Source organism: Sulfitobacter sp. M13 (assembly GCF_053474885.1).
On record NZ_CM130281.1, the window covers coordinates 770,171 to 782,800 of the forward strand.

The 12,630-nt window shown below is 61.4% G+C and carries 11 protein-coding genes; 5 read left to right on the forward strand and 6 right to left on the reverse strand.

The genetic code is table 11. The features are described 5' to 3' along the window. Positions 1 to 2: 2 nt before the first annotated feature. The 5 genes from phnL to ACVBAU_RS03660 all read left to right on the forward strand — a co-directional run bounded on the left by phnL (position 3) and on the right by ACVBAU_RS03660 (position 5,732). Positions 3 to 686 (forward strand): phosphonate C-P lyase system protein PhnL, encoded by a 684-nt coding sequence (gene phnL, locus ACVBAU_RS03640; protein ID WP_448327943.1) that lies wholly within the window; start codon positions 3 to 5, stop codon positions 684 to 686. Further along, positions 683 to 1,258, forward strand: coding sequence for a phosphonate metabolism protein/1,5-bisphosphokinase (PRPP-forming) PhnN (phnN, locus tag ACVBAU_RS03645; RefSeq protein ID WP_448327944.1), 576 nt, complete (start codon positions 683 to 685; stop codon positions 1,256 to 1,258). Before phnL ends, phnN begins: the two co-directional genes overlap by 4 nt. Continuing rightward, positions 1,255 to 2,397 carry an alpha-D-ribose 1-methylphosphonate 5-triphosphate diphosphatase gene (locus tag ACVBAU_RS03650; RefSeq protein WP_448327946.1) on the forward strand — a complete coding sequence of 381 codons (1,143 nt, stop codon included), beginning with the start codon at positions 1,255 to 1,257 and terminating at the stop codon, positions 2,395 to 2,397. The genes phnN and ACVBAU_RS03650 overlap by 4 nt, the downstream gene beginning before the upstream one ends. A gap of 182 nt (positions 2,398 to 2,579) precedes the next feature. Next, the gene (locus ACVBAU_RS03655; protein WP_448327948.1) at positions 2,580 to 3,629 is read left to right on the forward strand and encodes a HesA/MoeB/ThiF family protein; all 1,050 of its coding nucleotides are present in this window, start codon (positions 2,580 to 2,582) and stop codon (positions 3,627 to 3,629) included. A gap of 87 nt (positions 3,630 to 3,716) precedes the next feature. Then, the gene (locus ACVBAU_RS03660; RefSeq protein ID WP_448327950.1) at positions 3,717 to 5,732 is read left to right on the forward strand and encodes a M3 family metallopeptidase; all 2,016 of its coding nucleotides are present in this window, start codon (positions 3,717 to 3,719) and stop codon (positions 5,730 to 5,732) included. 113 nt (positions 5,733 to 5,845) lie between these two features. On the opposite strand, the gene ACVBAU_RS03665 is transcribed toward ACVBAU_RS03660, so the two are convergent. Genes ACVBAU_RS03665 through ACVBAU_RS03690 form a run of 6 tightly spaced genes read right to left on the reverse strand, consistent with a single transcriptional unit; the run spans position 5,846 to position 12,519 of the window. Then, positions 5,846 to 6,778 (reverse strand): 2-hydroxyacid dehydrogenase, encoded by a 933-nt coding sequence (locus tag ACVBAU_RS03665; RefSeq protein WP_448327952.1) that lies wholly within the window; start codon positions 6,776 to 6,778, stop codon positions 5,846 to 5,848. 7 nt (positions 6,779 to 6,785) lie between these two features. Beyond that, positions 6,786 to 7,925: a rod shape-determining protein RodA gene (gene rodA, locus ACVBAU_RS03670; RefSeq protein WP_138924376.1), complete on the reverse strand. Its 1,140-nt coding sequence runs from the start codon at positions 7,923 to 7,925 to the stop codon at positions 6,786 to 6,788. After that, on the reverse strand, positions 7,922 to 9,865 hold the full coding sequence (mrdA, locus tag ACVBAU_RS03675) for a penicillin-binding protein 2 (RefSeq protein WP_138924375.1): 1,944 nt from the start codon (positions 9,863 to 9,865) through the stop codon (positions 7,922 to 7,924). Before mrdA ends, rodA begins: the two co-directional genes overlap by 4 nt. Before the next feature lie 10 nt (positions 9,866 to 9,875). Next, the gene (locus tag ACVBAU_RS03680) at positions 9,876 to 10,511 is read right to left on the reverse strand and encodes a rod shape-determining protein MreD (protein WP_448327955.1); all 636 of its coding nucleotides are present in this window, start codon (positions 10,509 to 10,511) and stop codon (positions 9,876 to 9,878) included. Continuing rightward, complete coding sequence (mreC, locus tag ACVBAU_RS03685; RefSeq protein ID WP_093731433.1) at positions 10,508 to 11,413, reverse strand: rod shape-determining protein MreC; 906 nt, start codon at positions 11,411 to 11,413, stop codon at positions 10,508 to 10,510. Before mreC ends, ACVBAU_RS03680 begins: the two co-directional genes overlap by 4 nt. 59 nt (positions 11,414 to 11,472) lie before the next feature. Beyond that, entirely contained in the window at positions 11,473 to 12,519 is a 1,047-nt protein-coding gene (locus ACVBAU_RS03690; RefSeq protein WP_093731432.1) for a rod shape-determining protein, read from the reverse strand. Positions 12,520 to 12,630 lie beyond the last annotated feature (111 nt).

Genomic DNA, 12,630 nt, shown 5'->3' on the forward strand with positions numbered 1-12,630 from the left:
CGATGATTACTGTCGAAAACGTGTCGAAATCCTTTGTGCTGCACAATCAGGGGGCTGCTGAAATCTCTGTCATGGCGGGGGCCTCTTTAGCAGTCGCAAAGGGGGAATGTATTGCCTTGGTGGGCGCGTCGGGGGCCGGTAAATCGACCCTGATGCGGATGATTTACGGCAATTATCTGACCCAGTCGGGCCGGATTATGGTAGGCGATCTGGATGTCGTAACCGCGGCACCACGCCAGGTGATCCAGCTGCGCCGCACGACGATGGGCTATGTCAGCCAGTTCCTGCGGGTCGTGCCGCGTGTATCGACACTGGAAGTAGTGGCCGAGCCGCTGATGGCGACCGGATCGGACCGGGCGACGGCCGAGGCGCAGGCAAAAACCCTGTTACACAGACTGAACATCCCCGAACGCCTGTGGCAGCTGAGCCCCACGACCTTCTCTGGCGGGGAGCAGCAGCGCGTGAATATCGCGCGCGGTTTTGCCTATCCCTATCCGGCGCTTTTGCTAGATGAACCTACCGCCAGTCTTGATCCGACAAACCGTGCCACCGTGCTTGCGATGATTGCCGAGGCGAAGGCGCGGGGCGCTGCAATCATTGGTATCTTCCATGACCACGCCGCCCGCGATGAGATATGTGACCGCCAGTTCGATGTGACGCAGTACACGCCGGGGCGCGCCGCATGACGGGACGGTTTATTGCTGTCGTCGGCCCCTCGGGCGTTGGCAAAGACAGCGTGATGGAAGGTTTGGCTGCGGCAGACCCGTCGCTCTTGCTCGCCCGACGCGTGATCTCGCGTCCCACCGCGCTGGGCGGCGAGGATTTTGACGGCGTGTCAGAACGTGCCTTTAGGAAGGCCGAGGATGACGGCGCGTTTATTCTCAGCTGGCATGCGCACGGGTGGCACTACGGTATCCCGCAGTCTGTGGCACTGGAGGTGGCGCAGGGGCGTGACGTGCTGGTGAACCTGTCGCGTGCCGTCTTGCCACAGGCGCAGGCTTTGTTCGCGCGGTTCTGTGTCATCCTGCTGTGCGCGGATCGCGATGTGCTTGCATCCCGTCTGACCGCGCGAAACCGCGAGGACGCAGACGAGATCGAGCGTCGCTTGGCGCGGGCGGATTTCGCGATGCCGACGGGTATTCGCCACCATGTAATCTGCAACAACGGCCCGCTGGCGCAGACCGTTACCACTATACGCCAGCATCTTTCCCAAACAGCCTGTACGGCTGGCCAATCCAGTCAGAAGATAAAGCCATGACCCAAGAGACGATTTTTGCCAATGCCCGTCTGATCCTGCGCGATAGGGTCGAAACCGGCGCGATCCGCATTGCAGATGGGGTGATCACCGATATTGATACCGGGGCCGCCGTGCCAAAGCGCGCGCGGGACATGCAGGGGGATTACATCGCGCCCGGTCTGGTGGAACTGCATACCGATAACCTTGAACGGCACATGTCGCCGCGCCCCAAGGTCGACTGGCCGCACCGCGCCGCGATCCTCGCCCATGACCGAGAGCTCGCCGGGACCGGGATCACCACGGTGTTTGATGCGATTCGCGTGGGGTCGATGATTTCGGCCGAGCATCAGTATCAGAAATACGCGCGCGGCATGGTTGATACCATTCTGGCCATGCGCGATGCCCGCGCCTTGCGGATCAGCCACCACATCCACCTGCGCGCCGAGATTTGTTCGGAAACGCTGGCCGAAGAGCTGGCAGAGTTCGGCCCCGAGGATCGCGTGGGCATTGTGTCGATGATGGACCACACCCCTGGTCAGCGCCAGTTTCGGGACCTGTCGAAATTCGAGGCCTACGTGCGCGGCAAACACAGCTTTGACGCAGCCGCGTTCCAGCGCCATGTCGCGTATCTTTACGACGTGCAAAAGCAGTACGGCAAAGCCCATGAGGCCGCGACGGTTGCGGCTGCCGCCCGCTATGGCGCGGCACTGGCCAGTCACGACGACACCACGGCAGAGCAGGTCGATACCAGTCACGACTACGGGGTACGGCTGGCCGAATTTCCCACCACCGTAGAGGCCGCCAACCGCTGCCACGCCAACGGGATCGCGACGATTATGGGCGCGCCGAATGTCATTCGCGGGGGGTCCCATTCCGGCAATGTCGCAGCGCTTGATCTGGCCAAGGCAGACCGGCTTGATATTCTGTCATCGGATTATGTGCCCGCGGGGCTGTTGATCGCGGCGCTACAATTGGGAGATCTTTGGGGCGATCTGTCGCGTGGTCTGTCGACGGTGACCCGCGCTCCGGCGCATCGTGCGGGTCTGACGGATCGCGGGACGCTTGAAGTCGGGGCACGTGGTGATGTGATCCGGTTCGCGCGGCTCGACGGGTTGCCGATCCTGCACGAAACATGGGTCGAGGGGGCGCGTGTCTTTTAACCTGATGCAGCGGAGCGACGCTTGCCGCTCTGTGGGCCTGTCCGTTTACGTTTTGGGTTGGTGTCGGCGGAAAAATGCTTAGGTTGCCGCTTTAGGGTCTGAATACCTGAAAAACAAAGCGGGGGCCTTATGCGCCAATCACACACGCAACCAAAACTGCGCGCCACAGGCGGGGCCGCCTGATGCTGCTGGTTTTGGGACTGGCCGCGCTGATCTGGGGCGCGGGGGCCGCATTTGGCCAGCCACGCGAACGACGGGTCGTGATGTTGGGCATGGTGTTTGGTCTGGTGATCGGCTTGAACCTGTTGCTGCCGGCGACGCATCCCTTGCGTGTCGCGACGGGGGGTACGGCGGCGCCTTGGCTGCTGCTGACCGGATTTTTGCTGCTAATCTTTGGCTATAGCTGGGGGCTGAACCGATTGCGTGCGCGGGCCGAACCCGCAAGCGACACCAAACCCGCCGCGCAAACCGGCACGTTTTCAGAGACCGAGCTAAACCGCTATGCCCGTCATATCGTGCTGCGCGAAGTCGGCGGGACGGGTCAAAAGGCGCTCAAGCAAGCGCGGGTACTGGTCATCGGGGCAGGTGGGCTTGGGGCACCGGTGCTGCAATATCTGACGGCTGCCGGTGCCGGGACCATTGGCGTGATCGACGACGACATCGTTGAAAACGCCAACCTTCAACGGCAGGTGATCCATAAGGACAGCGCCATCGGCACGCCCAAAGTCTTCTCTGCACAGGCCGAGATGGAGGCACAGAACCCCTTTGTCACCGTGCGTCCTTACCATCGCCGCCTGACCGACGACATCGCGGCAGAGCTTTTCGCCGACTACGATCTGGTGCTGGACGGCACCGATAATTTCGACACCCGCTATCTGGTGAACCGCACCTGCGTCGCCGCAGGGCTGCCGCTGATTTCGGGCGCACTGTCGCAATGGGAAGGGCAGCTCAGCATCTTTGACCCTTCAAAGGGTGCGCCCTGCTACCAATGCATCTTCCCGCAGGCCCCTGCGGCACATCTGGCCCCCAGCTGCGCGCAGGCCGGTGTGATCGGCCCGCTGCCCGGTGTGATTGGTGCGATGATGGCGTCCGAGGCAATCAAGCTTATCACCGGTGCCGGTGCCCCCTTGCGTGGGCAAATGCTGATGTATGACGCGCTTTACGGCGAGAACCGAGTGATCGGCGTATCCAAGCGCGACGACTGCCCGATCTGTGGCGACGCGGGCGAATAGACGACCCGTCATGGGGGTTCCGCGCGCGGGTATTGCGATTGTATTGCCCTGCTGCAGTGCATAGCTTGACCCGTAAAGGAGACCGCCATGACAAACCCGTTGCTACAGGATTGGGACACCCCGTTCGAGATTGCCCCCTTCGACCAGATCTCCGACGATGATTTCGCCCCCGCGCTGGACGAGGCACTGCAGACGCACCGCATGGAAATCGAAGCCATCGCCGAGTGCGAATACGAGCCGACATTCTCAAACACGATCGAGGCGCTCGAGGAAGCAGGCAGCCAGCTTGACCGCGTGTTGGGCGTGTTTTTCACCGTCGCAGGGGCAGATAGCAACCCCGTGCGCGAAGACCTGCAACGCAAATTTTCGCCGCTGCTGTCGGCGCATTTCTCTGAAATCTCAAGCAACAAGGCGCTGTTCGCGCGGGTCGCATCGGTCTGGGAAAACCGCGACAGCTTTGACCTGACGCCAGAGCAGGCACGGGTGCTGATGCTGACCCACCGCGGCTTTGTCCGCGCAGGCGCGGCGCTGGACGGGGCGGCCGATGCGCGGATGAAAGAGATCAAGAACCGGCTCGCCGTGCTGGGGACACAGTTCACCCAGAACCTGTTGGCCGATGAACGCAGTTGGTTCATGCCGCTGGAAGAATCCGATCTGGAAGGGCTGCCCGACTTCGTCATCGATGCCGCCCGCGCTGCTGGCGAAGAAAAAGAGGCAGGCACGCCGGTGATCACCCTTTCGCGGTCGCTGATCACGCCGTTCCTGCAATCCTCTCCCCGCCGCGATCTGCGCGAAAAAGCGTTTCTGGCGTGGCAGTCGCGTGGGGCCAACGGCGGCGATACCGACAACCGCGGCATCGCTGCTGAAACCCTTGCGCTGCGCGAGGAACGGGCCAAGCTTCTGGGCTATGACAACTTTGCCGCCTACAAGCTGGAAACAGAGATGGCGAAAACACCAAAGGCCGTGCGTCACTTGCTTATGGATGTCTGGGCACCTGCCAAAGCACAGGCAGAGGCAGACGCCGGGGTGCTGACCCGCATGATGCACGACGATGGCGTAAACGGCGATCTGGCCCCGTGGGACTGGCGCTACTATGCGCAAAAACGGCGGGTGGCGGAACATGATCTCGATGAAGCCGCGTTGAAACCGTATTTCCAGTTGGACCGGATGATCGACGCGGCCTTTGACTGCGCCACACGGCTCTTCTCTCTCGAATTCAAACCCCTCGATGTCGCGCTTTATCACCCCGATTGCCGCGCGTGGGAGGTCACACGAGACGGCGCACATGTGGCTGTGTTCATCGGTGACTATTTTGCGCGCGGGTCAAAACGGTCGGGCGCGTGGTGCAGCGCCATGCGGTCGCAGGCGAAATTTCCCGATGTGCAGTCGCCGGTGGTGATGAACGTGTGCAACTTTGCCAAAGCATCGCCCGCGCTGCTGTCCTACGACGACGCGCGCACGCTCTTTCATGAATTCGGCCATGCGCTGCACCAGATGCTGTCGGACGTGACCTATGAATCCGTTAGCGGTACATCGGTCGCCCGTGATTTCGTCGAACTGCCGAGCCAGCTGTTCGAGCATTGGCTGGAGGTGCCCGAGGTCCTGAGTCAGTACGCCACCCACGCCAGGACAGGCGAACCGATGCCGGCAGAAATGCTTGAAAAGGTTTTAGGGGCTGCAAACTTTGATATGGGGTTTTCCACGGTCGAATATGTCGCCTCTGCGCTGGTGGATCTTGAATTCCACGATGGCGCGGCACCCGTTGACCCCATGGCGAAACAGGCACAGGTGCTGGCCGATCTTGGTATGCCCGACGCGATCACCATGCGCCACGCCACGCCGCAGTTTGCCCATGTCTTTTCAGGCGATGGCTATTCCAGCGGCTACTACAGCTATATGTGGTCCGAAGTGATGGACGCAGACGCCTTTGCCGCCTTTGAAGAAGCCGGCAGCGCCTTTGATCCCGACCGCGCGGCGGCGCTAGAGCAGCACATCCTGTCGACCGGCGGCAGTCAGGACGCAGCAGAACTCTATAAGGCGTTCCGCGGCAGATTGCCGGGGGTAGAGGCCTTGTTAAAGGGGCGGGGTCTTACCGCGGCCTGAGCGCGCGTGGCAAAGATGCCTTCGGCGAGAGTTTAAAAGGCAAAATGAAGGGGCGACGCTCGCTGCTTCATTTTGCCAAATAAACTCAAATCCTGCGGCAGCGGCCGGGCGGCTTAGTAGCCTTTGGCGCGGTCCACCAGATGTAAAAAAGGCTCTTGGGCTTCGCCGCGGCGGATGTTTTCCACGACGGCCTGTGCTGCTGTGATGGCGCGGGTTTCAGCGGCGATATGGGGGGTAACAGTGACCTTGGGGTGCGCCCAATAGGGGTGCTCGGAAGGCAGCGGTTCGACGCGGAACACATCCAGCGTGGCATGGGCGATCTGGTCGGTATCCAACGCAGCCAGCAACGCGTCGTCATCGATCAACGCCCCGCGGCCTGGGTTTATAATAAACGCGCCCTTAGGCATCTGTGCTAGGGTTTCGGCATTCAGCGTGTTCTCGGTATCAGGGGTGTTGGGCAGCAGCAGTACCGCGATCTCGGCGCTGCGTAGGGCATCCTTTAGCCCGTCGTTCCCATGCAGACACGTTACGCCTGAAATCTCTTTGGGGCTGCGCGACCAGCCGGTGACGTTGAAGCCCAGAGACACCAATGTCTCGGCCACAGCCGCGCCCAAGGCACCAAGGCCCAGAATGGTGATCTGACGTTCCTGTGCCAGCGGCGGGGTGCGCGGGGTCCAATCGGTGTCCGTCTTGCGAATGTCCTCGTCCAGCCCCAGATGATAGCGCATCACATGGCCCGTGACCCATTCAACCATGCCCTTGGTCAGGCCCGGATCCACCATCCGAGCCAGCGGGATATGCAGCGTGTCATTGTTGGTGATATTTTCTACCCCCGCCCAGAGGTTCAGCACCGCCTTGGCCCGCGTGTAGGGGGTGAAATCCTGTAGCGTGCTATTGGGTGCATAGACGATGTAGTCGACATCTTGGGCCGGAATATCCGTTGACAGATGCGCCGTGATCCCTGCGGCGTCGAGCGCTTGGCGTAGGGGGGCTTCATACGTCACCCAGCGTTCGGGGCGGGCGGCGAAAAGGACGTTCAGGGACATAGGTTTCCTATCTGGGGCGGTGGACATGCGCCGATTGTACAAGGCCAAAGGCCAGCAGCAACACCAGCATTGCCGATCCGCCATAGCTGACGAGCGGCAGCGGCACACCGACAACAGGTGCCAGCCCCATCACCATCGACATGTTCACGGCGAAGAACAAAAAGAAGTTCAGCGCGATACCAAGGGTTAGCAGCGACGAGAAACGGTCCTTGTTGATCAAGGCCGCCGCGACGCAGAACACGATGATCAGCGCATAGAGGCCCAGCAGGGAAAAGCCGCCGACAAAGCCGAATTCCTCGGCCAGCGTGGTAAAGATAAAATCGGTGTGTTTCTCGGGCAGGAAGTTCAGGCGCGACTGGGTGCCTTGCATGAACCCGCGGCCGGTCCAACCACCAGAGCCTAGCGCGATCTTGGATTGGGTGATGTGATAGCCCGCGCCCAACGGGTCGGTACTGGGGTCGATGAAGGTATCGATCCGCCTGAACTGGTAGTCCTTGATCAGTTGCCACGGGGTGCCGCGGGACTGGAATACCGCCGTCACCAGTCCCACCGCGCCTGCGATAACGACGGCGAAATAGCCCCAGTGCACCCCTGCAAGGAACATCAGCCCGCCGCCGGCGGCCATCAACAGGATCGCGGTGCCCAGATCGGGCTGCTTGAGCACCAGCGCTGTGGGGAACAGAATCATCAGGACCGGCAACAACACCCACAGCGGCCGCGAGGTTTTCTTGGGCGGGAGCCAGTCGTAATAGGCCGCCAGCATCATCACCAGTGTGATCTTCATCAGCTCTGATGGTTGCAGGCGGAACGACCCGAGCTCGATCCAGCGCTGTGCGCCCATGCCGACGGCACCGAAAAGTTCGACCCCGATCAACAGGATCACCGTGCCGAAATAGGCCACGCCCGCGAGGTTCCGCCAAAGCCAGATCGGCACCATACCGGCGGCAATCATCAGCACGATCCCCAAGGCAAAGCGTTTCATTTGCGGTTCGGCCCAAGGGTTAAAGCTGCCCCCCGCGACCGAGTACAGCATCAAGAACCCCACCCCCGAGACAGCGGCCAGCAGGATGGTCAGCGGCCAGTTCAGATGCAGGATCTTGGCAAAGCCTGTGGGGACATGTTTGACCGTATATTCAAGATAGCTCATGCTTGGTCTTTCCCGCTGAAATCCGCTTGGGGCTGGATCGCGCGCAGGGCTTTTTGTTGTTCGGCGATGCGGCCACGGTCGGCGGTGGGGTAGGCGTCCAGCGGTGGCTCTCCGCCATAGATCGCTTGCAGCATGACGTCGCGGGCGATGGGGGCGGCTGCGGTCGATCCACCGCCGCCGTGTTCCACCAGCACCGATACCGCATAGCGCGGCTTGTCATAGGGCGCGAAGGCGACGAATAGCGCGTGGTCACGGCGCTCCCATGGCAGGTCTTCGTTGCGGCTGACCCCCCGCGCGCGTTCGGCGGCGGTGATGTTGCGTACCTGACTGGTGCCGCTTTTACCCGCCATGCGCACCCCGTCGGCGATGACCCGCGACCGGTAGCCCGTGCCGCGCCGGTCGTTGACCACCGAATACATGCCTTTGCGGACCTGACGCATGTTGTTTTCGTTCATGCCCAAGGTCTCGCCCGCGCCGCTGGCTTGTTCGACGCCGTCGATCGATTTGATCAGCCGTGGGACCACGGCGCGGTTGGTCGCGATCCGCGCCGTCATCACCGCCAGTTGTAGTGGCGAGCTGAGCGTGAAACCCTGCCCGATAGAGGCATTCACCGTATCCCCGATCACCCATGAATCGCCACGCGCGCTTTGTTTCCATGCTTTCGTCGGGGCCAGACCTGCCGCAACAGAGGACAGTGGCAGATCATGTTTCCACCCCAGTCCAAAGCGGTTTGCCATGGCCGAGATTTTCTCGATCCCGACTTTCATCGCCAGATCATAGTAATAGACGTCGCAGGATTGCTTGAGCGAGTTTTCAAGGTCGATCCAGCCGTGCCCTGCGCGTTTCCAACAGTGGAACCGGCGTCCGCCCACTTCGAGGTGCCCGGGGCAGTATGTGGTTTCCTCGGGGCCGACGATGCCGTCTTCAAGTGCGGCCATGGCGACGACCATCTTGTAGGTCGATCCGGGCGGATAGGTGCCCTGCACGGTCTTGTTCACCAGCGGGCGATAGATGGATTGCAGCAGCGGGTTGTAGTCCGCTGAAGAAATCCCCCCGATAAAGAGGTTCGGATCATAGCTGGGCGACGAGGCGTTTGCGACCAGATCGCCGTTATCACAATCCATGATCACCACCGCAGCGCTTTCGTTACCCAGACGGGCCTGTACGAAGTTCTGCAGATTGGAATCGATGGTCAGCTGAATGTCAGCACCGGACTGCCCTTCGCGGCGGGCCAGTTCGCGCATCACGCGGCCGGTGGCGTTGACTTCGACCTGTTTGGTACCGGCAGAACCCCGCAAAAGGGATTCCTGGCGGGCCTCTACGTTGATCTTGCCGATCTGGAACCGCGGGATACGCAGAACCGCATCGGGGTTTTCCAGCGCGTCCAGATCGGCTTGGCTGACGCGGCCCACACGGCCAACGATATGGGCAAAATCCGATCCGCGCGGATAGACACGGGTCAGGCCGACTTCGGGGCTGACACCGGGCAGGGCAGGGGCGTTCACCGACACGCGGCTGACTTCATCCCAGCTGACATCGTCGGCCACCGTGACAGGCAGGAACGGGGCAGATCGCTTGATCTCGGCCATCGCGCGTGCGCGCACTTCGGGGTCAAGGTCGATCACTTCGCCCAGACGTTGCATCACCGCGTCGACATCATCGGCGTCTTCGCGCACAATCACGATACGGTAGGACGGCACGTTCTGCGCCAACCGCACCCCGTTCCGGTCGAAAATCTCTCCACGCGCCGGCGGGATCAGCCGGATGTTGATCCGGTTCTCTTCGGCCAGCAGGCGAAACTGATCGGCCTGATCCACCTGCAAATAGTTCATCCGTGCCGCCAGCCCGCCCATGAACAACAGCTGCGCGCTGCCCAGCAATACAGCACGGCGGCTCAGCTTTGAGTGGCTGGCGTCGCTATCGGCTCTGCTGCGTCTCATTCTGCTCTCCTCATGAGCGACCGCCCATACTGTCCAGATCACCGGGGGCGGATTTGCGCACGCCCATCAGCGCATGGGTCACGAACACCACAGCCGGATAAGTCAGGATCGTCATGCCCAGCTCAAGCAGGCTAAGCGACCATTGTGGCGGCGGGACCAACAGCAAAGATAACACGATCCGGTTCAGCATCAAAATACCGATCAGCCACAGCGACACCGCCAGCCATTCGGCGCCGAAGGTGCTGTCACGCAGGGTGCGTCCGCGGGTCTTCATGTTTTCGCATGCCAGCAGCGCAAGCAGCGACCATAGGCCCGGTGGACGTTGCAACAGCAGATCGGTCAGCAGAAACGCAACAGCCAGTAGCACCGCAGGCACATAGTCGGGCCGCCGCACAGACCACGCCAACGCAAAGGCGATCAACAGATCAGGGGCAATCCAGATGCGGTCGCTGCCTTGATCCAGCAAAGCGCGCAACCGCGCCTCTGCGGGGTCGATGGTCGCAAGGGGGGGCGACAGGTCGGGTGCGAACAACGCGATCGGCTGGGTATCAAGCGGCAGCAGATGGAAAAACAGCAGCACCAGCGCCAACAGCAGAAACGCCGCGCGCATCAGCCATAACCGCAGGGTCGACAGATCATCCATCATTCAGTCTCAGGTGCAATTGGCAAAGGCGCGATCAGGCGGGGGCCGTCTTCGCGGATGACCGCCGCGTCTTCGTTCACCTTTTCGGACCCATGGTGGCGCAGGACGCGCAGGAACTCTAGCCGTTCAAAGTCAGCCGCAAGCCGCACGCGCAGCCGCCCGCCCGGGTCGGCGGCAACCTGTCCGATCAAGATACCGGCAGGAAAGACACCGCCGTCGCCCGAACTGCTAACACGATCGCCGGGGCGTACCAAATCAGGGTTTTCGAGGAAATCAATCGGCGGCGCGGCTGAATTGTCGCCCGCGATAATCGCCCGTTGCCCCGACGGCTGGATCACGGCTGGTATCCGGCTTGAGGTGTCGGTCACCAGTATCACGCGCGCGGTATTCTCACCCACACCAGAGATACGGCCCACAAGCCCGATGCCGTCCACGGTCGCCCAACCATCAACGATGCCATCCCGCGCACCGACGTTCAGCAACACCGATTGCCGGAAGGGCGAACCCGAGTCTGCCTGCACCACGCCGGTAATATGGGTCAGGCGCGGGTCCAGACGAACCTTGTTCAGGTCCAGCAAACGGGCGTTTTCCTGTTCAAGCTGCAAGGCGGCTTCTTTCCAGGTCTGCATCTTGCGCAGCTCGGAACGCAGTTCCTGATTCTGCACGGTCAGCCGTTGATAGCTTTGGAAGTCGCGAAACAGGTTTACGGTACCGGTGACCGGTGCCATGGCCCATTCCAGATTTGGAACAAAGCGGTCGGTGATCTGGGCCCGAAACCGTTCCACACGGGGGCTGTCGATCCGCCACAGCAGAAAGATACCAGCCAGCACCAGCACGATCACGGCCAGCAACAAGCGGCGCAACGGGCGCCCAAAATCGTTCGAAGAGGATCGGTCGATGGCCATGCGTTATACGTTTCCTACCGCGAGGGCCGCGCCGTCCTGCCGCATCCCGGGCTGTTGGGTTAGCTGTCGTAGTCGATGGCGTGGCGCAGCTGTTTTTCGTACTCCAACGCCTTGCCGGTGCCCAAAGCCACGCAGTTCAACGGCTCGTCCGCCACAGAAATGGCCAACCCCGTCTGTTCGCGCAGCGCCAGATCCAGATCTCCCAGCAGCGCACCGCCGCCGGTCAGCATGACGCCGCGGTCTACGATATCGGCCGCCAGATCGGGCGGAGTGGTCTCAAGCGCGGTCATCACGGCCTCGCAGATTTGCTGCACCGGCTCGGCCAGCGCTTCGGCGATCTGGGCTTGGGTCACTTCGATCTCTTTGGGTACGCCGTTCAACAGGTCGCGTCCGCGGATATGCATCGAGGTGCCACGTCCGTCGTCAGGCATCCGCGCCGTCCCGATAGAGGTTTTCACCCGCTCGGCAGTTGTCTCGCCGATCAACAGGTTATGCTGGCGGCGCAGGTAGTTGATGATCCCTTCGTCCATGCGATCCCCACCGACACGTACAGAGCGTGCGTAAACGATGTCGCCCAGCGACAGCACCGCAACCTCTGTTGTACCGCCACCGATATCGACGACCATGTTACCGGTCGGATCAGTGATCGGCATACCCGCACCAATCGCGGCGGCAATCGGTTCGGCAATCAGACCGGCGCGGCGTGCACCTGCAGACAGCACCGACTGGCGGATCGCACGTTTCTCGACCGGCGTCGCGCCATGTGGCACGCAGACGATGATTTTGGGCTTAGAAAAGGTCGACCGTTTATGCACCTTGCGAATGAAGTGTTTTATCATCTCTTCGGCGGTGTCGAAATCGGCAATCACGCCTTCGCGCATGGGGCGGATCGCTTCGATGCTGCCGGGGGTCCGGCCCAGCATCAGCTTTGCGTCTTCACCCACCGCAAGTACCTTTTTGACGCCGTCCTTGACGTGATAGGCCACGACCGACGGCTCCGACAAAACGATGCCCTTGCCTTTGACGTAAACCAGCGTGTTCGCGGTCCCGAGGTCGATGGCCATATCGGACGAGAACATACCACGGAATTGATCAAAAAAGGACATGAGCAGTGGACCTTGCAAAAATTCATTTTGGCCCGTCGACTCTGACAAGTCCCGGGCTCATCGGCTTATAGGCTGATGACGTCAAAGACGAAAGGGGGGTTGACCTTTGGG